This is a genomic window from Phaeobacter sp. G2 (assembly GCA_025163595.1).
Lineage (GTDB): Bacteria > Pseudomonadota > Alphaproteobacteria > Rhodobacterales > Rhodobacteraceae > Pseudophaeobacter.
In genome coordinates, this window is the sequence record CP104100.1 from 2,925,688 (window position 1) to 2,944,879 (window position 19,192).

Sequence of the window (19,192 nt, forward strand, 5' to 3'; positions counted from 1 at the left end):
GTCGGGAAAACAGGTTCCATGTGGGCAATTTGCGCCTTATACAGCACGTCGCAAACCAAACACCGAGGCATGTTATGACCTATCACCCAAAATCGGACTTTGTCGCTGTCATGATGGAACGCGGGTTCCTTGCTGATTGCACCGATTATCAAGGCCTTGATGAGGCCCTGATGCAGGGTGTTAAGCCTGCCTATATCGGTTTTGACGCTACAGCAAAATCCTTGCATGTGGGCTCGCTGATCCAGATCATGATGCTGCGCTGGTTCCAGAAAACCGGCCATCAGCCGATCACTCTGATGGGCGGTGGCACCACCAAGGTGGGCGACCCTTCTTTTCGCGCCGATGAGCGCCCGCTGCTGAATGACGCCCAGATCGACGACAATATCGCCGGCATCAAAAAGGTGTTCTCGGCCTATATCGACTACGACAGTGACGCACCCAACAAGGCGCTGATGCTGAACAATGCCGAATGGCTGGACGGGCTCAACTACCTTGAATTCCTGCGCGACATTGGTCGCCATTTCTCGGTCAACCGCATGTTGGCCTTTGAATCGGTCAAATCGCGGCTGGACCGCGAACAGTCGCTGTCCTTCCTCGAATTCAACTACATGATCCTGCAGGCCTATGACTTCCTCGAGCTGAACCGCCGCTACGGCTGCATCCTGCAGATGGGCGGCTCGGATCAATGGGGCAATATCGTCAACGGGATCGACCTGACCCGCCGGGTACTGGACAATTCCATCTACGGGCTGACCACGCCGCTGCTGACTACCTCAGACGGCAAAAAGATGGGCAAAAGCCAGGACGGCGCTGTCTGGCTCAACGCAGAAATGCGCTCTCCCTACGAGTTCTGGCAGTTCTGGCGCAACACCACCGATGCCGACGTGGGCCGCTTCCTGAAACTCTATACCGAATTGCCGGTGGATGAATGTGAACGCCTCGGCGCCCTGGCAGGGTCTGAGGTGAACGCCGCCAAAGTCATCCTTGCCAATGAGGTGACCAAACTGCTGCACGGCGCCGAGGCCGCGGCCACCGCCGAGGCCACCGCCCGAGACGTCTTTGAAAAGGGCGGCATTGGCGATGATCTGCCAACCTTGACCCTGACCGGGGCAGAGCTTGGCGATGGCATCTCCATCGTTCAGCTGATTGTCAAATCCGGCTTGGCAAAATCGGGCAAAGACGCCAAACGACTGATCAGTGAAAATGGCGCCAAACTGGACGACAAACCGCTCAGCGACGCCGGCCTGATGATCGACGCCGCGGCGCTGTCCAGCCCCATCAAGCTCAGCGCCGGTAAAAAGCGCCACGCCCTGGTGCAACTGGCAGACTGATCAGCGGGTTCATAAACACTCAAAGGGGCTCAGCGGCCCCTTTACCACCGGCCCGCCCCCTTAGGCCCGCGCCCAGCCCACCCCAAAGACGCCATGACGCAGCCCACTCCCAGCTGACCTCTTTTCATCTTTCCAGAAATACCTCGGAGTGTGAGGCAGAGCCTCACGAACAAACCCTGATTTATACCCGCCCGTTGAAACTGGCCCGGTACAACCGCCCAGTCAACTCAGCCCCCTAAAAGAACCACCACTCCACCAGGCTCAACAGCAAAAAGACCGGGATCGACAAAACACTTGCCACAGCAAAGGCTGCCGACAGGGTCAACTTTGGATTTGGCGCGATCTGGCCCAGAACAGGGGTTTGCTTTTTCATCCCCTCATTAACCATCATTTAGGTTTCTGATTGGTAAATGGTCCTATGCTGGACTTCCATGTATCTGCCTCTCCCTCTGTCTCCCTACCGCCGCAAGATTGCGGCAGCGCCGGCCTCACGGCTTTGGCGCAGTCTGCAGAATTTGCACGGGCCCTGAAAGCCCTGGGACAGGCCCCCGTTGTTCTGCCAGAGCTACACAACAGCCTCGTCACCACGCGCCGCTTTGCCTCGGGACTGCGGCTCGCCATGATCAATCGCGCGATGCTTCCCCAGCCCAGCCAATTGCCCGCGGCCCTACGGGCCAATGGTCTTGGCAAAACTCCGGTGATCCTGTCTCCCGAACACCCCTGCCCCGCACTTGCACAGATTGGCGCCCTGCCGCTTGTCAGCCCGGCCTGTGTTGCCCAGCTTGACCTGGGAAACACCGCCGCGCAACGCAAAGCCGCCCTGCACCAGAAATGGCGCAATCGCCTGACCCGCGCCCAGTCGAACGGGCTGAAGGTCAGCCGCCAGAACATGCCGCTGGATGCACGCCATTGGCTGTTTGCCGCAGATCAGGTGCAACAGCAGCAGCGTGGCTATCGCAGCTGGCCCATCGCGCTGACGCTCGCCTATGCGCAAGAAAACAAAGGCAAGGCAAAGCTGTTTCAAGCCTTCAGTGGCAGCGAAGTAGTTGCCGCCATCCTTATCCTGCGCCATGGGCGCGGCGCGACCTATCACATTGCCCATACCACCCCGGCCGGAAAATCTCTCTCCGCCCACAATCTGCTGATGTGGGAGGCAATGAGCTGGCTCGCCGCCCAAGGCTGCCAGCAACTGGACCTTGGCCTGATCAATACCGAAGAAGCACCCGGTCTTGCCAGGTTCAAACTGGGCACCGGAGCCCGCCTGTCGCAACTGGGCGGCACCTGGGCGCTGTGGCTGCCGATGGGGCGATTGCTCTCGCCCCTGGCCCGCTGGGACAGCAGACTGATGAGCGCCACGTCGCGCTAGACAGAACGGCTGCATGTGATAGTTATTGAACAGATGTTCAGATACCTGAAGGACCCTGTTTTATGAAACTCGCACAGACCTGCGCCATCATTACCGGCGGCGCCTCCGGCCTCGGAGAGGCCACAGCACGCCATTTTGCCGAAAACGGCGCTCAAGTCACCATTCTGGATCGCGACGCAGAGCGGGGCCCCAAGGTCGCCGCAGAGATCGGCGGGCATTTTGTTCAAACCGATGTCACCGATGAGGACTCGGTCAGCGCAGCCATTGCCTTTGCGGTTGAGAAAATGGGGCGTATTTCCGCCTGTGTGAACTGTGCCGGTATTGCCTACGGGATCAAAACCATCGGCCGCGACGGCGCCCACCCCCTGGATGCATACAAGCGCACCATCGACATTAACCTGGTTGGCACCTTTAATGTGGCCCGGCTCGCCGCTGTCGAAATTGCCAAAAACACCCCCGAATCCGATGGTGCCCGCGGTGTGATCATCAACACCGCCTCCATTGCGGCCTATGATGGCCAAAAAGGCCAGGCCGCCTATGCCGCCTCCAAAGGCGGCGTTGTTGGCATGTGCCTGCCGATGGCACGCGATCTAGCCTCTACCGGTATTCGCGTGATGACCATTGCGCCAGGCATCTTTATGACGCCAATGCTGGCGGGGCTGCCAGAAGAGGTGCAACAGCAACTGGCAGCAGATGTGCCAAACCCAGTGCGTCTGGGCGATCCGGCAGAATACGGCCGCCTGGCCGGGTTCATCACCGAAATGGGCTATCTCAACGGCGAAGTCATTCGCATCGACGGCGCCCTGCGGATGCGCTGACTGGCAGCAGCACCCAGCTAAAATAAGGGGCACGGCAAAACTGCCGCGCCCACCTCCCTCGGACTAGGGGATGAACTTAAAGTTAGGATTGCGCGTTAGTATTTTGTTAACCAAGAAATTATTCACTTCACGAACAACGTCAGCCTTCTGATTTCTCTTCCAACATCATCCACTCTTCCTCAGAATCTGCCAGCTTTTCCTGTCGCTCGACCAAGGCCTCGGTGGCCTTTTTGAACTTGACGGGTTCACGGGTGAACAACGCCGGATCGGCCATCAGCTCTTGCAGCTTGGCGATCTCTTGCTCCAGCCGTTCTATTTCTGCGGGCAAGGCCTCCAGCCGGTGCTTTTCCTTGAAGGACAGCTTCTCTTTGGCGCTGGACTCTGTCGCCACATCCTTAGCTTGGGCTTTTTGCGCTTTGATCTTCTGCGATTTTTCGCCTTTGTCGCCGCCAGGCAGACCACCACGCTGGCTGATATAGTCGCTCCAGCCGCCCGCATATGCTGTCACCTTGCCATCGCCCTCCATGGCGATGGTGGTGGTGGCCACGCGGTCCAGAAAGTCCCGGTCGTGGCTGACCAAAAGCACGGTGCCCTCGTAGGAATCCAGCAGTTCCTGCAACAGGTCCAGCGTTTCCACATCCAGATCATTGGTCGGTTCATCCAACACCAGTAGGTTGCTTTGCCGCGCCATCAGACGGGCCAGCAGCAACCGTGCCTTTTCGCCGCCCGAAAGCGACCGCACCGGCGCGCGGGCCTGGGCTTCATCGAACAAAAACTCCTTGAGGTAGCCCACCACATGTTTGGGCACCCCGCGCACCATGACCTGATCCGCCTTGCCGGAAATCCCAAGCAAAGGATCCGAGGTCAGGTTTTCCCAAAGCGAGGCATTGGGATCCAGCTGGTCACGGGTTTGGTCAAACAGCGCGATTTCCAGATTGGTCCCTAGTTTGACCGAGCCAGCGTCAGGCTCCACCTGCCCCAACATCAGCTTTAACAATGTGGTCTTGCCCGCACCATTGGGACCAACAAAGGCCACCCGGTCACTGCGTTGAACCTTCAGGGAAAAATCAGAAACGATCTGCTTGTCACCAAAGCTTTTGCTGAGGGCTTCCACTTCGATCACCTTGCGACCGGATTTGGGGCCAGCGTCCAGCGCCAGCTCCGCTGCGCCCTGGCGTTTGATCTGGCCTGCGCGCTGGTCTTTCAGCTCATGCAGCGCCCGCACCCGGCCCATATTGCGCTTGCGCCGCGCTGAAATGCCTTCAACCGCCCAGCGGCTTTCGCTTTTGATCAGGCGATTCAGCTTGTGGCGCTGCTGGTCTTCTTCTTCCCAGATTTTGTCGCGCCAAGCCTCAAAGCCCTCAAAGCCCTTTTCCTGCCGCCGCACCTGACCGCGATCGACCCAAAGCGTCGCCCGTGTCAGCGCCCGCAAAAAGGCCCGGTCGTGTGAGATCAGCACATAGGCGGCGCGGGTGGATTTCAGCTCGGCTTCCAGCCAGGTGATGGCCTCGATATCCATATGGTTGGTTGGCTCGTCCAGCAGCATCAGATCCGGGGCTTCCGCCATCAGCTTGGCCAGGGCGGCGCGGCGGCGCTCGCCGCCGGAGGCGGTGGCCACAGGGCGGTCGGGATCAAATTTCAGCCCCTCACCGGCACGCTCAACCTTATAGAGCTCGCCCGGGTCCAGCGCGCTGGCGGCAAAATCTCCCAGGGTGGTAAAGCCGGTCATCTGCGGGTCCTGCTCCATATAGCCGACCGAGCGCCCAGAAGGCACTACAAGTGTCCCGGTATCGGCTTCAACAAGCCCTGCCATCACCTTCATAAGGGTGGATTTTCCGGATCCGTTGCGCCCAACAAGGGCGACCCGGTCACCAGGTTGCACCACCAGATCGAGATCTGAAAAGATGGGATCGCCGCCAAAGGTGAGGGAGATCCCGGTCATCTGCAAAAGAGGAATACGTGCCATGTGAGCCAGCTAAACCGCGCGGGCGGCAAGGTCAACGCTCACAACGGCTCTGCAACGCCCCGCAACAAACGTTTACGCGCTGCCGGAATGGCTGTGACCTCGAGCCCGGTAAAAACATGGCAGGTGTTGAGCGCGGCGTCGACCACCACATGATCGCTGACCCAGCCACCCATCGCCAGATAGCTGCGCAACAATGGCGGCAACTGGGCCTGAGCCTGTTTCAGATCCGGCTTCTGCTGCGCTGAGCGGCCCTGCAACAGGTCAGTAAAGGAGCGGGCCTCAGCCACCTTAAGCCCCGGACGCCGGAGCGGCGGTGCCAGGTGGCGATGCTGCAACAAGGCAAAGGCCTCGATATAGGCTTCGGGGGATGTTCCGGCAAAGGAGGAACAGCCAAACAGCAGCGCAACCCCCTGCCGATCCACCATGCTGGTGACAGCCCCCCAGGCCAGACGCAGAACATCAGCATCCAGAACACCAGGATCAAGACAAAAGCGCCCCAGTTCCAACATACGCCCTGAGAAACCGACAAGCCGTGAAAGATCGTAAAACTGTGAAGAATAGCTCTGCGACAGCTCCTGGCCGCTTTCGAGCAGCATAAGCCGGAAACAGCCCGCCAGCGCCCCCGATGAACGGTACTCGATCAGCACATGCAAACAGTCTGCATCAAATTGGTCCTGATCCACAGTCCCTGTTGCAAAGCAGCGCGCCCGCAGGCGCTGCGCCGCACTCACATCGTCAGCCCCCAGCGCCAGTCGCGCCCGGTAGCTCCCCTTTTCCAGCAGCACACCTGAAACGGGCAGCGCTGCCAGCGCCCCTCTGTCGTCTCTGCCTGCCATTCCCAGCCCTCCTTGCCCACGGAAATGGCAGCACCACGCGCCCCATTCCTCACAATTCAGACAAACCTGACCGGGGCGCATCGCGCGCCCCAGCGAAATTCCGAAGGTTATTCCTCCAGCAAGGAACCTGGGTTGAAGTTGCCCAAGCTGCCAAGCAGCTGTCGGATAAATGTCTTATCCTCAACGCTGGAGCTGGTGACACGGCGTTCCAGCGGGATCACCTTGCCGTCCTCCAGGCTGTACCGCTCGATGCCCGAGACAACATCACGCGAGTCAAAGTTGATGGCGACCAGGGATCGCGACACAGGCTTTGTGGCGCCAGCCCCACGTGTGCGCATCAGGGTCGACACATAGTAGTAGCCACCATCGTTCAAAACCCCCGAAGCCGTGGGGATACCAACCGTTTCGGCGACGGAGTCTTTTGTATCAACCCCAACAACGACCTCGGCCAGTTGTTCTTCGGTGGGGGTATAGCCGTGTTTCTGATAGATCGCGCTACATCCGGCCAAGGCCGCCGCAGCAAACACCCCGGCCGCATATTTCACCGCTGATCTCAGCTGGTCTTTCCGTGCATTCATGATGATCCCCACAACACTGCATTGCCTCTGGCTTGAACACGCCTTTGAACCCGATTACCTAATGCAGACGCCCGGTTCAAGAAACGAAAGTAGCCAACATGACTGACAGCACCACTCTAAAGGTGTCCGATCTGCCACAGAACAGGGCAACCGCGTTTGATCTGCACCCAGATGCAAAGACGCTAGAAACACTGGCCCATGAGCTGGATATCAAGGGTTTGCGCAAGCTCCGCTTCACCGGAACCGTCAGTACCAAGGGCCGTCGCGACTGGCAGCTTACTGCTCATTTGGGCGCCACGGTTTTGCAGGACTGCGTGGTGACGCTGGAACCGATGACCACCCGAATCGATGAAAAAGTTGAGCGGATTTTTGTCTCGGAACTATCGGAACCCGATGATCCTGAGGTGGAAATGGATGCGGATGAGCGGATAGAACCGCTGCAGGATACCATCGACCCTGCAGTTGTGATGATCGAGGCGCTATCCTTGTTGATCCCGGCCTATCCCCGCAAAGAGGGCGCGGAACTGGGCGAGGCTGTCTACAGCCAGCCCGGGGTTGCCCCGATGCGCGAGGACGATGTCAAACCCTTTGCCGGGCTTGCCGCGCTCAAGAAACAGATGAACTCGGACAATGAGAGCTAAAAAACTATCTTAATGTCGGTTTTCCGGGTGGCATCATCGGGCCGCCTAGCTTAAAAAACTGCTTGCGCAGACGGAGATTCTCAGTATTTTCGCGCGCTCATCGGAATTTTTGGTTGGACATCGGAGAGGCTGCGGCCTAAACGCTCGCCTACCGATCTAACGAACGAATGTGAAACGCGCCGCGGGCAAAATCCCAAGGCCCCAATTACGAAGGTTGAGACATGGCCGTCCAACAGAATAAAGTATCCAAGTCGCGCCGTAACAACCGCCGCGCGCACGACGCTCTGGTTGCTGCAAACCCGAACGAATGCTCGAGCTGCGGTGAGTTGAAGCGCCCACACCACGTTTGCCCCTCCTGCGGCAACTATGACAGCAAAGAAATTGTTGCCATGAACGACGACGTCGAAATCGACGAAGACGCGGCATAAGATCGCGACGATCACACATTTTGCGGGGCGGATTTTTGCATGACGGGTAAACCCGATCAATCAGTGACAAAATCCGACCGCATTGTGATCTCGGTTGACGCCATGGGCGGAGACGCCGGCCCTGCTGTTGTAGTGGCCGGTCTTGCCATGTCTGCAAAGAAGAACCCGCAGCTGGGTTTCTTGCTGCATGGCCCTGCCGAAGAACTGGCCCAGCTGGTGGCCAAGCGCCGCATTCTGGACGGGCGCGTGGAAATACGCGACTCCCAGAAGGTTGTCACCATGGACGACAAGCCCAGCCAGGTCATGCGCAATGGCAAGGGCACCTCGATGTGGTCCACTCTGGATGCGGTCAATAAGGGCGAGGCCGCCGGCGCCGTGTCCTGCGGCAACACCGGTGCCTTGATGGCCCTGTCGATGCTGCGCCTGCGCAAAATGCCCGGCGTGAACCGTCCGGCCATTGCGATTCTCTGGCCCTCACGCAATCCGCAGGGATTTAACGTGATGCTGGACGTTGGCGCCGATGTGCGCGCCGATGCCCAGGATCTGTTGCAATACGCCCTCATGGGCACCTCTTACGTGCGCAACTCCATGAATATCCGCCGTCCTCGTGTCGGCCTGCTCAATGTTGGCACCGAGGCCCACAAAGGCCACGCCGAGCTGAAAGAGGCCCATACGCTGATCGCGGCACAGGCGGAAAAAGCAGATTATGAATTTGTTGGTTTTGTGGAAGGCAGCGACATCCCCGGAGATGCGGTTGACCTGATCGTGACCGATGGGTTCACTGGGAATGTTGCCATCAAGACCGGCGAAGGCACGGCCAGCATGTTGCGCACCACCCTGCGGGAAGCCTTTGAATACTCGGTCCTTTCTCGCATTGCAGCGATTTTGGCCTATACATCGCTGTCGCGCCTTGCAAAACGCATTGACCCGCGACGGGTCAACGGTGGCGTGTTCCTGGGTTTGAATGGCACGGTGGTCAAATCCCACGGTGGTGCCGATGCGACCGGCATCTCGGCGGCGGTTAAACTCGCCTTCTTGCTGGCCGAACAAGGCTTTGCTGAAAAGCTCGCAGCACGGGTTGCATCTGTCGTCGAGCTTACCCAAAATGACGCAGATCCCCAGGATGCTGAGCATCCCACCAAATAACTCCAAAAGGCAGGCATAGAATGACGCGACGTGCAGTAGTGGTTGGCACAGGACATTATCTCCCCAAGCGGGTGGTGGAAAACGCGGAATTCGAAGCCTCATTGGAAACCAGCGACGAATGGATCCGGTCGCGCTCGGGGATTGAGCGGCGCCATTTTGCCGCCGAGGGGGAAACCACCTCTGAAATGGCAACTGCAGCCGCCCTGGCGGCGCTAAAAGACGCCGGGCTGGACGCCAAAGATATCGACGCCATTGTTCTGGCCACCTCCACCGCTGATCTGACCTTCCCCTCTGCCGCAACAATGGTGCAGGCCAATCTGGGCATGACCAATGGCTTTGCCTTTGACGTCCAGGCGGTTTGCGCCGGTTTTGTCTATGCCCTGACCAACGCCAATGCGCTGATTCTGTCCGGCCAGGCCGAGCGCGTGCTGGTGATCGGCTCGGAAACCTTTAGCCGCATCATGGATTGGACCGACAGATCGACCTGCGTTTTGTTTGGCGACGGGGCGGGCGCACTTGTGCTCGAAGCCCAGACCCAGAACGGCAGCAAAGACGATCGCGGCATTCTTGCCACCGACCTCAATTCTGACGGTCGCTACAAAGATCTGCTTTATGTAGATGGCGGCGTTGCCACCCAGAATACCGGCCATCTGCGCATGCAGGGCAACCAGGTGTTCCGCCATGCTGTGGAAAAACTGGCAAAAACCGCCAATACCGCGCTGGAACGTGCCGAACTCACCACCGCTGACGTCGATTGGATCGTGCCGCACCAGGCCAATATCCGCATCATTCAAGGCACTGCCAAAAAGATGGGCCTGTCGATGGACAACGTGGTTGTGACGGTTCAGGATCACGGCAACACCTCTGCCGCCTCGATCCCGCTGGCGCTGTCGGTGGGCAAGGCACGCGGCCAAATCAAGCCCGGCGACCTGATTGTCACCGAAGCTATTGGCGGCGGTCTGGCCTGGGGTGCGGTAGTGTTGCGCTGGTAGCTACGATGCTAGGAAACAGGGCTCTTGCAATTCATTGATATTGACAGGGAAATTCCCCTGCCCCTATGATTTGAGAAACAACGGGGATTTAGCATGAGCGAAAAAACTCTTACACGCATGGATCTGAGCGAAGCTGTCTTTCGTGAAGTCGGCCTGTCTCGAAACGAAAGCGCCCAGCTGGTAGAGAGCATGTTACAGCACATGTCTGATGCCCTCGTGATGGGTGAGCAAGTAAAAATCTCGTCTTTTGGCACCTTTAGTGTCCGCGACAAATCTGCTCGTGTTGGCCGGAACCCCAAAACCGGAGAAGAAGTTCCGATCCAGCCCCGGCGCGTTCTGACCTTCCGCCCCTCCCATTTGATGAAAGACCGGGTCGCAGACGGAAACCGCAAATAACGCGGCCTCCCTGCCTGTGGTCGTCTTTGTCTGCACATTTCCTGCCCTCTGACTGGCTCTGCCTGACCAAGGCACCTCGGTTGGGCCAGCCACCAAAGCTCTTCCCAGAGCATGATCATTGGAACTAAAAAGATGTCAAAATCAGCAGACGCCTTTCGCACCATCAGCGAAGTCGCGGACTGGCTCGGCGTGCAGGCTCATGTTCTGCGCTTTTGGGAAAGCAAATTTACCCAGATCAAACCGGTAAAACGGGCGGGTGGTCGGCGCTATTACCGACCCGCGGATATGCTTCTGCTGGGCGGGATCAGGAAGCTTCTGCACAAAGACGGGCTGTCGATCAAAGAGGTGCAGGCGATTCTGCGGGATCTTGGCATCGCCCATGTGAGCCAGCTGTCCCATGACCTGGAGTCAGATGGGCCGCCATCAGATAATGTTTTGGCGGATTCCCCGCCCCTCCCCAAGGGGGCTGCGCGAACGGGGGCTTCGGCACCAGACCCGCAACACGCCATATCCTCGTCCCCTGTTAAGGAAGAGACGGACGAAGATACCGCTCGGAAGTACCAGAAACCGCCGGGATTGAGCGACAAAAAATCTGTGGCATCGGCCAGCCCAACCGCTGTCGAGCCCCCCCTGGCACGCACCGTTGACCCCGGCACCGGAACGCCCCCCCTCGCGGATGAGACCTATGCCCCCCTTGAGAGCGAATCATCCCACGCGGCAGAGCAGGCTTCTGACTTGGCTGCCGGAGCTGAAGCTGCGGCCCCCGCTGCCGACAGCCCATCCGAGTTCGGGGGAGAACTGCTGCCGCAAACAGATCCCGTTGACCCAGATCCGTCTCCTGAGGTTGATTTGGTGCCGCCCACCGCCGAGCTGGTGGGTTCAGAACCCGAACAGATGCATATGGAGCTCGACGGTCCTGCGGAGCTTGCCCCCGCCGCCCAGATCCAGACGCCGTCCACACCGCCACAGCCAGATACCCCAGCGGTAGACATGCCTCAGGTGGATGACATGCCTTCTGCCGATATGACACCCGTCGACACGGCGGCGGCGGACCCGGTGCCGACAGATACTGTCCCGGCAGATACAGCGCCAAACGCGGCTGCCCCGGCCGAGCCTGCGCCGCTAGAGAGCACAGCACAGGCGCCTGAGCCCCAGGAGCCAGAGAATCACCCCGCCGCTGTGGCAGCCGATCATTCCCAGGCCCAGCCGCTCGAAGACCCCGCTCAGCCCCCATTGCCGCCTCTTGAGCAGAACGAGCCAACCCAAGCTGGAGATACCGCGCAGCAGCCAGAGCCTATTGCGGCGCATTCCGTCCAGGCGGGACCCGTGCTCTCTCTGCTTGCGCAGACCTCTCGCCTGCCTGCCCATGTTACAGCGGATGTTGCGAACTGCGCTGCAGAGCTGCGCGCAATCCTCGCTGCGGGATAAAATATTCTCCGCCACGGAAAAAAACCGGAAATACCCCCTTGCCCCTGCCGGGAAATACAGTAGAACCCGTCATCAGCGGGCTATGGCGCAGCCTGGTAGCGCGTCCGTCTGGGGGACGGAAGGTCGCAGGTTCGAGTCCTGCTAGCCCGACCAAAAACCGTTTGAGTGTTTTCACTCAAACGGTTTTTTGCTTTTTGGCACAGCTATTTGCAACTTTTGCCAAAACCCGAAAGAGCTGCTATCGGTCTGCTATATCGGCATTGCGTAGCCAGAGGATAATGGATCATGACCGGCGTTCTACCCAGCCAAGCTATTGAAAAAATGTTTCAACGTGGCGAGATCACTCTGGCCCAGCCTCTGGTCGAGGGGCAGGTCCAACCCGCCAGCCTTGACCTGCGGCTTGGAACCGTTGCCTACCGTGTCCGCGCCTCTTTTTTGGCGGGGCAGGACTGCAGTGTCGCGGACAGGATCAGCGAATTTGAAATGCATCGCATTGATTTGACTGATGGCGCGGTGCTGGAAAAGGGCTGCGTCTATCTGGTGCCGCTGATGGAGGGGCTGGCGCTGCCCCAGGATGTATCAGCAGTGGCCAATGCCAAAAGCTCTACCGGGCGCCTTGATCTTTTGACCAGGACCATCACCGATGGCGGCGTGGAATTTGACCGGATCAAACCCGGCTACAGCGGTCCGCTCTATGCCGAGATTTGCCCGCGCTCCTTTTCGGTGCTGGTGCGTCCGGGGATGCGGCTGAACCAGATCCGTTTTCGCCGGGGACAAGCCGTTCTCAGCGATGCTGAACTGGCCGATCTGCACCAGCAAAGCCCCCTGGTGGACGGTACAGCCGTGATCGAAGACGGGCTGGGCTTCTCTGTCGATCTGCGTCTGCCCGGATCAGATCTGGTGGGCTACCGTGCCAAACCGCACACCGGGGTGATTGATCTGGATCGGATCGGTGAATACGATCCGCAGGACTATTGGGAGGAGGTGCACAGCACCTCTGGCCGCATTATTCTGGATCCGGGCGCCTTCTATATTCTGGTCAGCCGCGAAGCCGTGCAGATCCCCCCGGCCTATGCGGCCGAGATGGCACCCTATCTTGCCATGGTGGGCGAATTCCGGGTGCATTACGCTGGCTTCTTTGACCCCGGCTTTGGCCATGATGCCGCCGGCGGCACCGGCTCGCGCGGGGTGCTGGAGGTACGCTGCCACGAGGCGCCCTTTGTTCTGGAACACGGACAGGTGGTCGGCCGCCTGGTCTATGAGCGCATGAGCGCGCTGCCCGAGCAGCTGTATGGGGCTGGCATTGCATCCAATTACCAGGGTCAGGGCCTGAAGCTGTCCAAGCATTTCAAATCCCCGCGCTGATAGATTTGGCCTTGTTGTGGCGGCGGCTTCCAATCTTGCTCCTGTCGCCCCAGGAAGGCCTGGCCTCTTGCAGCTCGTAGCGGGCTATGACGCGACGCAGCTTGCAGCCTGGGCTTTCCTTCCAGAGGCGCTGAGGCTAGGAGCAGCGTAATACCCCGCGCAAAAGGTGCACCATATGCCACCGCTATCCTCTCCGCCGCTGCAGCAACCGCTTTGGGCCTCGATCCTGATCTTGATGAGCGCAATTGGCATTGTCGGCTCAAACTCGCTGCTTTTGTCGCCGCTGGTTCTGGCTGTGGGTAATGATCTGGGCACTGATCCGGCCCGGGTCATGCAGGCTGCCAGCGCCTATGGGCTTGGCGTTGCGGCGGCGGCCCTCACCCTGGCCCCGATGGGCGACCGAATCGGAGCGGGGCGGCTTTTGCGCATTGCCCTGCTGGTGCTGGTTCTTGGGCTGGGCACCAGTGCGGCAGCGCCGGGGCTTTGGGGCTTGATAGCAGCGCAGGTTTTCTGTGGTCTGGCAGGAGGCGCCGCCCTGCCCTCGATCTACACCCTGGCGGCGATGATTGCCCCAAAGGGGCGCGAAGCCCGCGTTGTTGGCCTGGTGTTGACGGGATGGACCCTGTCTATGGTGCTGGGTGTCAGCCTCAGCGCATGGCTGGCGGATCTGGCGGGCTGGCGGGTGGTCTATCTGGCCCTGGCGCTGCTGGCGGCGGTTCTCTGGCTCAGCTCAGCAGGGCTGGGTCAGATTACGTCCAACTCGGCTGGGCAAGCCAGCTCCCCGCTGACGGCACTGCGGGTGCCGGGCATTCGGCGCGGGTTGCTGGCCTCCTGCCTGCTGATGCTCAGCTTTTACACCACCTATTTTTTCACCGGCGCTCATGTCACCCTCACACTGGAGCTAAGCACCGCCCAGGCGGGGTTGTTGCCACTGTTTTACGGTATTGGCTTTGGCTTGGCTGTGATGTTTGATCCGCTGCTGGACCGGCTGGGGTTACCCCGTGCCACCCCGCCTGTCTTTGTGCTGATCGCCCTCACCTATCTGGTGATGCTCAGCGTTGCCGGAACCTACCCATTGCTGCTGGTTTTTGCACTGGTCTGGGGCATTTTTCAGCACCTCGGCCTCAACCTTCTGGTGGCGAGGCTTACCAGTTTGGATCCTGAACAACGCGGCGCCATTATGGGGCTTTATAGCACCATCACTTATCTCTGCGTCTTTGCCGCCCCTTTTGCGGGCGCTCTGCTCTTTCCTCTGTGGGGGCTCAAGGGATGCCTGGCGCTTTCGGCACTCCTCTGCCTTATCGAGGCCGTCGAAGCCGCAATAAGCCTACGCAAAGGCCCTGAGCTTGGTCCTATTGATCCCGTTTCGCCCGACGCGCCTGTCTGATAGCACGGATACGCTCCCGTTCGGCGCGGGCTTCCGCCTCAGCCGGGGTTTCTGCCCCCGGTTTGCTGCGATCAGAGCCGCGTGATTTTCGCCCAGACAAAGCACCAAGCCCGGCATCGACCCCCGCATTTACGGCCTTGCCCAGCAAACGCCGCATCACCATTTTTATTATCATATCAAGGTTCATCACGTTTCTCCCAAAGCCAGAAGCATCAATTGCCCAGGGCAGCGCTCCATTGCCAATAACATCACAACCGCAGCTTCTAGCAGCAGAATTGGGCAATTCCTTGACAGATAGATGCCCCCCGTTAAGGCCGCCGCGCACCCAAAGCTGGGGTCGGCCTAATCGCCAAACAGTTCGGGTTGATCGCCGACCTCTTCGTCGTCCTCACCGCCCTGCCCCATTGGCAGGCTGCCCGGAGGCGGTCTGTTCTCCAACAGGCCAGCGGCGCGCAGCTCTTTCAGCCCCGGCAGGTCGCGGGCGCTTTCCAGCCCAAAATGGTCCAGAAACACCGGCGTAACCACAAAGGTCACTGGTCGCCCCGGCGTCATCCGCCGCCGCCCAATGCGAATCCATTCCATCTCCAGCAGCTGATCCACTGTACCGCGCGACACCGAAACACCACGGATTTCCTCAATCTCGGCTCGTGTCACCGGCTGGTGATAGGCAATAATTGCCAGGGTCTCGATTGCGGCGCGGCTCAGCTTGCGGGTTTCGACGATCTCTTTTTGCATCAGAAAGCCAAGGTCAGGCGCGGTGCGCATAGCCCAGGCCTCGCCGACCTGCACCACCCGAACTCCGCGCCCCTCGTAGCGTTTGCGCAGATGCTCCAGTGCGGCCGCCGGGTTGCAGCCATGGGGCATCCGCCCTTCCAGATCACGCAGGGTTACCGGCGTGGCACTGGCAAAGAGCACCGCTTCGACCATGCGTTCTTGTTCGGCAATGGGCGGGGCATCAAACAGGCTGTCGCTGTCGCTTTGCGGATCACTGGCGGGGGGGGCGCTATGGGGGGGCTGCATCAGCTTTCCTCGTCTAGGCTGCGCAGTTGAATGGGCGCAAAATTCTCGTTCTGGCGGATTTCAAGCCGCCCTTCCTTGACCAGCTGCAAAGAGGCCGCAAAAGTGGCGGCCGTGGCCGAACGCCGCTTTACCGGATCCTTATGCCAGCCATCCGGCAGATAGCTGAGCATATCTGTCCAACTGCCTGTAAAGCCGATCAAAGCCCGCATGCGCTCCAGTGCCTCTTCCATGGTGAAAACGCTGTCGCGGTCCATCACAAAGGGGCGGAAATCATCCTTGGTGCGGATCCGGGCATAGCCCTGCATCAGGTCCAACAGATTGGCGGAATAGGTCACCGTCCTGATCCGCTGGATGTTTTCATCCTGGCCACGTACAAAAAAGTCACGCCCCATCTGGTCGCGCCCCATCAGCCGGGCGGCGGCATCACGCATCGCCTGCAACCGTTCCAACTGAAAGGCCAGATGCGCCGCAAGCTCCGCCCCGGATGGACCATCTTCGGTGGGATCAGGGGGCAGCAACAGGCGCGATTTAAGATAGGCCAGCCAGGCCGCCATCACCAGGTAATCCGCCGCCAGCTCAATGCGCAGCTCCTTGGCGTGTTCCACAAAGGTCAGATACTGCCGTGCCAGTTCCAGCACCGAGATCCGGCGCAAATCAACCTTTTGCGTCCGCGAGAGTGTCAGCAATAAATCGAGCGGCCCTTCAAAGCCGTCGACATCAACAATCAGCGCCTCCGCTGCCAGCCGCTCTTCGACGGACTGCGCGGTGACTTCGTGAAACAGGTTTTGCTCAGACATAGACCTTTCCGCCCATCAAGGCGGTAAGTTCGACCTCCGCTGCGGCGGTGTCAAGCGGGCTGGGGGACTGTCGCTGCGCCAAGGCCGCTTCAGCCCGGGCCAGACCTGCCGCATCCATTGCCCCTGCGGCCTCGGCCATGGCACGACGATCGCTCAGCGTGGCATTACAATAGAGCACCAGATCACAGCCCGCTTCCCGGGCCGCTGCCGCGTTTTGTGCAGGGGTGCCGGACAAGGCCTTCATCGAAATATCATCGGTCATCATCAGCCCATCAAAGCCGATCTCATTGCGGATCATTGCCATGACACTCTTGGAAATGGTCGCTGGCAGCGCATCCAGTGCGCCGTAGACCAGATGCGCCGTCATGCCGATGGGCAGGTCGTTCAGTTGTTCAAACACCGCAAAATCCTGCGCCCGCAGCGTATCCAGTGGCGCCGAGACAAACGGCAGGTCCTTATGGCTATCCACAGTTGCGCGCCCATGGCCCGGAATGTGTTTCAACACCGGCAGCACGCCGCCATCCAGATGCGCCTGCGCCGTTACGCGGGCCAGCGAAATCACCTGTTCAAGGCTGTCACCATAGCAGCGGTTTTTCAAAAAATCATGGGTGTCTGATGTCACCAGATCACCAACCGGCGCGCAATTGCTGTCGATCCCAAGATCCAGCAGCTCCTGCGCGATCAGGCGATAGCGCAGGTACATGGCGCGCTCAGCCTGTGCGCCAGCCTGTGTCACATGGTCCAGCGGCGACATCCAGTCGCGCGCCAGCGGGCTGCGCAGGCGCTGGACCCGGCCTCCCTCCTGGTCAATGGTGATCAAACAGTTACGGCCAACGGCTTCGCGCAGCTCAGCACAGAGCGCGCGCGTTTGGTCAGCGCTGTCAATATTGCGAGCAAAGAGGATAAAGCCAAAAGGGTTCGCCTGCCGAAAGAACGCTTTCTCTTCGGCACTCAGAACCAGACCTTCGGCATCTAAAATTGTGGCGCCACAGGCCGTCACCGTGTTGTCACCGGAATGCAATCCGCCTTGCCGGCAACCAAAGTCGAGCAGAACCGGCGCGCATCCGACAGCCCGTCAAAGCCCATGGCCCGCAAGCGATAGAAGGTCCGCCCACCACTTTCGGCCCGCTGGATGACACGGGTTTTCCCCTCCAGATAGTCCTCAAAACGGCTGTAAATGCGATCCCATTCCGCACGGGCCACTTCGGCGCTTTCATAGGCGCCCAATTGTGCCAGTCGAGTTCCAGCCGGAAGACTATTCGGATCAACTTCGAGCGTCGCCCGGCCACTGCCGGGAGAGGTCTGTGCAACAGCCGGACTAAAGCGTGCTGGCCTTAGGTTCGGACGCAAAGAGATCTTGACTCCGGGCGCATTGAGCAGCGCAGAAGAGGGCGCGGTTGTCGCACCAATCGCTGCGATTTCAACAGGTTGCATCGGCTCAGGCTGTACGATTACCGGCGCTACTGTGGGCTGCGAAGCCGATTGATCCTGCGTCGGATCAAGGGGGGTGACCCCCTCGGTGAGTTCAGCCACCAAAGCGTCGATGTCGCCATTGCGATAGGCGGCCACCGAGGCCTCAGAGATCTGTGCCGTGGCAGTTTGGCCCGTCTGGTCCGGCTGGCCCGTCGGGTTGATCACCTGCGGCGACACATCTGCCTGCGGAGCTGTGAGGCGCGACATGGGCTGATCATCCTGAGCCAGTTGAATTGGCTGCGGCGCCAGGGTCAAGCGTTCGGCTGGTGCTTCGGCAGTTCCATTGGCCGCAACGGAATTCACCGAAAGCCCCTGATGATCCGCCTGACTGCCGCCTGGATTTTCCGGTTGCGCCCGCATTGGTCCTTCGACAGCGCGGACAACGGGAACGCCGCTGACGTCCCGCATGACCAGCTGATAACCCCAAAGACCCAGCCCGACCACCAGCGCCAAAGAGGCAGTTGCGCCCACCAGGCCAGTGACCCGTGCCAGGCCTGTGGTCGCGCTGGGGGACGTGCCGGGCGTCGCATAGCTGCTGTCGTCATCATAGCGATAGTCTGCAGCACCCTCTTGCGGCTCATAGCCATAGCTCTGCGCTGCAGCGCCGCCATAGGCCGCGCCGTAGGTGCCCTCAGGTGCATGGTCTTGAGCGATATTTTCCTGCCCGCCATACACCGTTGCGCCAGAGGACTGCACCGGCTGAGGATCGTTGGCGTAGGTGTCGCCACCAAAGGTCTGCGCAGTATAGTCCTGTGTGCCAATCCCGGGAACGCCATAATCTTCGCTCACATAGTCCTGCAGCTTGGCCTGCTGCAGCGGCGCCGTTGCGGCTGGCGCAGCAAAGGCAATTGGCGCAGCGGCGGTCTCATCCTCTGAGGCACGTGGCTGATAATTGGCGTAGAGATCCGGCCCTTCCGCCGGAAACGGGCTCACCTTGCGCGGCGCGGCTTGCGGCGCAGCCTGTGGCTGCCCGGGCGCAAAGGCACGCGCTGTCACATGTGGGTTCACTGTAACCTTGGGGCCAGCGACGGTGGGGCCAGAGGCGTTTTGACTGGCGCCCCCCTGTCCAAAGTGATCAGAAGCTCCCTCATTCCGGGAGTCATTATGGGAATGGGGCTGATGAGAGCCCGCCTGCGCAAAATACGCCATAATCCGCCTTACTGCCCTTGAGAGTCAGGCGAGATACATCTCACCTGACTGCTTTGGGTCTCTTGAACTGCCTCA

The 19,192-nt window shown here is 59.8% G+C and carries 20 protein-coding genes and 1 tRNA gene; 12 read left to right on the top strand and 9 right to left on the bottom strand.

Annotated features, from left to right (window positions below):
- Window positions 1–74: 74 nt before the first annotated feature.
- Window positions 75–1,331, top strand: a complete 1,257-nt coding sequence (gene tyrS / locus N1037_13825) for a tyrosine--tRNA ligase (GenBank protein UWS78350.1) — start codon at window positions 75–77, stop codon at window positions 1,329–1,331.
- Between the two features lie 235 nt (window positions 1,332–1,566).
- Here the strand turns inward: tyrS and N1037_13830 are convergent, their stop codons facing one another.
- Complete coding sequence (locus N1037_13830) at window positions 1,567–1,722, bottom strand: hypothetical protein (GenBank protein ID UWS78351.1); 156 nt, start codon at window positions 1,720–1,722, stop codon at window positions 1,567–1,569.
- 27 nt (window positions 1,723–1,749) lie between these two features.
- Between N1037_13830 and N1037_13835 the strand changes: the two genes are divergently transcribed.
- Together N1037_13835 and N1037_13840 are read left to right on the top strand one after the other, a co-directional pair.
- A complete protein-coding gene (locus N1037_13835; protein ID UWS78352.1) occupies window positions 1,750–2,697 on the top strand; it encodes a GNAT family N-acetyltransferase in 948 nt (315 codons plus the stop codon).
- A 62-nt stretch (window positions 2,698–2,759) separates the two neighbouring features.
- A complete protein-coding gene (locus N1037_13840) occupies window positions 2,760–3,515 on the top strand; it encodes a 3-hydroxyacyl-CoA dehydrogenase (protein UWS78353.1) in 756 nt (251 codons plus the stop codon).
- 139 nt (window positions 3,516–3,654) lie between these two features.
- On the opposite strand, the gene N1037_13845 is transcribed toward N1037_13840, so the two are convergent.
- The 3 genes from N1037_13845 to bamE form a co-directional block, all read right to left on the bottom strand.
- On the bottom strand, window positions 3,655–5,457 hold the full coding sequence (locus N1037_13845) for an ATP-binding cassette domain-containing protein (GenBank protein UWS81366.1): 1,803 nt from the start codon (window positions 5,455–5,457) through the stop codon (window positions 3,655–3,657).
- A 62-nt stretch (window positions 5,458–5,519) separates the two neighbouring features.
- Window positions 5,520–6,317 (bottom strand): GNAT family N-acetyltransferase, encoded by a 798-nt coding sequence (locus tag N1037_13850; GenBank protein UWS78354.1) that lies wholly within the window; start codon window positions 6,315–6,317, stop codon window positions 5,520–5,522.
- Window positions 6,318–6,424: 107 nt separating this feature from the next.
- Window positions 6,425–6,895 carry an outer membrane protein assembly factor BamE gene (bamE, locus tag N1037_13855; GenBank protein ID UWS78355.1) on the bottom strand — a complete coding sequence of 157 codons (471 nt, stop codon included), beginning with the start codon at window positions 6,893–6,895 and terminating at the stop codon, window positions 6,425–6,427.
- A gap of 98 nt (window positions 6,896–6,993) precedes the next feature.
- Here bamE and N1037_13860 point away from each other — a divergent pair, with 98 nt between their 5' ends.
- From N1037_13860 to N1037_13900, 9 genes are all read left to right on the top strand, one after another.
- Window positions 6,994–7,536: a DUF177 domain-containing protein gene (locus N1037_13860; protein UWS78356.1), complete on the top strand. Its 543-nt coding sequence runs from the start codon at window positions 6,994–6,996 to the stop codon at window positions 7,534–7,536.
- A gap of 221 nt (window positions 7,537–7,757) precedes the next feature.
- Window positions 7,758–7,964 carry a 50S ribosomal protein L32 gene (rpmF, locus tag N1037_13865; GenBank protein UWS78357.1) on the top strand — a complete coding sequence of 69 codons (207 nt, stop codon included), beginning with the start codon at window positions 7,758–7,760 and terminating at the stop codon, window positions 7,962–7,964.
- Between the two features lie 39 nt (window positions 7,965–8,003).
- A complete protein-coding gene (gene plsX, locus N1037_13870; protein ID UWS78358.1) occupies window positions 8,004–9,110 on the top strand; it encodes a phosphate acyltransferase PlsX in 1,107 nt (368 codons plus the stop codon).
- A gap of 20 nt (window positions 9,111–9,130) precedes the next feature.
- Window positions 9,131–10,102 (top strand): ketoacyl-ACP synthase III, encoded by a 972-nt coding sequence (locus N1037_13875; protein UWS78359.1) that lies wholly within the window; start codon window positions 9,131–9,133, stop codon window positions 10,100–10,102.
- 93 nt (window positions 10,103–10,195) lie between these two features.
- Window positions 10,196–10,498, top strand: a complete 303-nt coding sequence (ihfA, locus tag N1037_13880; protein UWS78360.1) for an integration host factor subunit alpha — start codon at window positions 10,196–10,198, stop codon at window positions 10,496–10,498.
- A 132-nt stretch (window positions 10,499–10,630) separates the two neighbouring features.
- On the top strand, window positions 10,631–11,926 hold the full coding sequence (locus N1037_13885) for a MerR family transcriptional regulator (GenBank protein UWS78361.1): 1,296 nt from the start codon (window positions 10,631–10,633) through the stop codon (window positions 11,924–11,926).
- A 76-nt stretch (window positions 11,927–12,002) separates the two neighbouring features.
- Window positions 12,003–12,079 (top strand) — tRNA-Pro (locus N1037_13890).
- 132 nt (window positions 12,080–12,211) lie between these two features.
- Window positions 12,212–13,291 (top strand): 2'-deoxycytidine 5'-triphosphate deaminase, encoded by a 1,080-nt coding sequence (locus tag N1037_13895; GenBank protein UWS78362.1) that lies wholly within the window; start codon window positions 12,212–12,214, stop codon window positions 13,289–13,291.
- 175 nt (window positions 13,292–13,466) lie between these two features.
- Window positions 13,467–14,678, top strand: coding sequence for an MFS transporter (locus tag N1037_13900; GenBank protein ID UWS78363.1), 1,212 nt, complete (start codon window positions 13,467–13,469; stop codon window positions 14,676–14,678).
- Here the strand turns inward: N1037_13900 and N1037_13905 are convergent.
- The 5 genes from N1037_13905 to N1037_13925 form a co-directional block, all read right to left on the bottom strand.
- Window positions 14,644–14,865, bottom strand: coding sequence for a hypothetical protein (locus N1037_13905; GenBank protein ID UWS78364.1), 222 nt, complete (start codon window positions 14,863–14,865; stop codon window positions 14,644–14,646). The genes N1037_13900 and N1037_13905 overlap by 35 nt on opposite strands.
- 155 nt (window positions 14,866–15,020) lie before the next feature.
- A complete protein-coding gene (gene scpB, locus N1037_13910; protein UWS78365.1) occupies window positions 15,021–15,698 on the bottom strand; it encodes an SMC-Scp complex subunit ScpB in 678 nt (225 codons plus the stop codon).
- Window positions 15,698–16,495: a segregation/condensation protein A gene (locus tag N1037_13915; GenBank protein UWS78366.1), complete on the bottom strand. Its 798-nt coding sequence runs from the start codon at window positions 16,493–16,495 to the stop codon at window positions 15,698–15,700. The genes scpB and N1037_13915 overlap by 1 nt, the downstream gene beginning before the upstream one ends.
- Window positions 16,488–17,516, bottom strand: coding sequence for a beta-N-acetylhexosaminidase (gene nagZ / locus N1037_13920; GenBank protein UWS78367.1), 1,029 nt, complete (start codon window positions 17,514–17,516; stop codon window positions 16,488–16,490). Before nagZ ends, N1037_13915 begins: the two co-directional genes overlap by 8 nt.
- The gene (locus tag N1037_13925) at window positions 17,492–19,117 is read right to left on the bottom strand and encodes an SPOR domain-containing protein (protein UWS78368.1); all 1,626 of its coding nucleotides are present in this window, start codon (window positions 19,115–19,117) and stop codon (window positions 17,492–17,494) included. Before N1037_13925 ends, nagZ begins: the two co-directional genes overlap by 25 nt.
- Between the last annotated feature and the right edge of the window lie 75 nt (window positions 19,118–19,192).

What these genes read in the sequence shown, in the direction of transcription:
- tyrS (UWS78350.1), top strand. Translation starts at nt 75, where the DNA reads ATGACCTATCACCCAAAATCGGACTTTGTCGCTGTCATGATGGAACGC.
- N1037_13885 (UWS78361.1), top strand. Translation starts at nt 10,631, where the DNA reads ATGTCAAAATCAGCAGACGCCTTTCGCACCATCAGCGAAGTCGCGGAC.
- N1037_13900 (UWS78363.1), top strand. Translation starts at nt 13,467, where the DNA reads ATGCCACCGCTATCCTCTCCGCCGCTGCAGCAACCGCTTTGGGCCTCG.
- scpB (UWS78365.1), bottom strand. Translation starts at nt 15,698, where the DNA reads ATGCAGCCCCCCCATAGCGCCCCCCCCGCCAGTGATCCGCAAAGCGAC.
- N1037_13835 (UWS78352.1), top strand. Translation starts at nt 1,750, where the DNA reads ATGCTGGACTTCCATGTATCTGCCTCTCCCTCTGTCTCCCTACCGCCG.
- N1037_13845 (UWS81366.1), bottom strand. Translation starts at nt 5,457, where the DNA reads ATGACCGGGATCTCCCTCACCTTTGGCGGCGATCCCATCTTTTCAGAT.
- bamE (UWS78355.1), bottom strand. Translation starts at nt 6,895, where the DNA reads ATGAATGCACGGAAAGACCAGCTGAGATCAGCGGTGAAATATGCGGCC.
- N1037_13860 (UWS78356.1), top strand. Translation starts at nt 6,994, where the DNA reads ATGACTGACAGCACCACTCTAAAGGTGTCCGATCTGCCACAGAACAGG.
- N1037_13915 (UWS78366.1), bottom strand. Translation starts at nt 16,495, where the DNA reads ATGTCTGAGCAAAACCTGTTTCACGAAGTCACCGCGCAGTCCGTCGAA.
- N1037_13830 (UWS78351.1), bottom strand. Translation starts at nt 1,722, where the DNA reads ATGATGGTTAATGAGGGGATGAAAAAGCAAACCCCTGTTCTGGGCCAG.
- plsX (UWS78358.1), top strand. Translation starts at nt 8,004, where the DNA reads ATGACGGGTAAACCCGATCAATCAGTGACAAAATCCGACCGCATTGTG.
- rpmF (UWS78357.1), top strand. Translation starts at nt 7,758, where the DNA reads ATGGCCGTCCAACAGAATAAAGTATCCAAGTCGCGCCGTAACAACCGC.
- N1037_13840 (UWS78353.1), top strand. Translation starts at nt 2,760, where the DNA reads ATGAAACTCGCACAGACCTGCGCCATCATTACCGGCGGCGCCTCCGGC.
- N1037_13850 (UWS78354.1), bottom strand. Translation starts at nt 6,317, where the DNA reads ATGGCAGGCAGAGACGACAGAGGGGCGCTGGCAGCGCTGCCCGTTTCA.
- N1037_13905 (UWS78364.1), bottom strand. Translation starts at nt 14,865, where the DNA reads ATGAACCTTGATATGATAATAAAAATGGTGATGCGGCGTTTGCTGGGC.
- N1037_13925 (UWS78368.1), bottom strand. Translation starts at nt 19,117, where the DNA reads ATGGCGTATTTTGCGCAGGCGGGCTCTCATCAGCCCCATTCCCATAAT.
- N1037_13875 (UWS78359.1), top strand. Translation starts at nt 9,131, where the DNA reads ATGACGCGACGTGCAGTAGTGGTTGGCACAGGACATTATCTCCCCAAG.
- ihfA (UWS78360.1), top strand. Translation starts at nt 10,196, where the DNA reads ATGAGCGAAAAAACTCTTACACGCATGGATCTGAGCGAAGCTGTCTTT.
- N1037_13895 (UWS78362.1), top strand. Translation starts at nt 12,212, where the DNA reads ATGACCGGCGTTCTACCCAGCCAAGCTATTGAAAAAATGTTTCAACGT.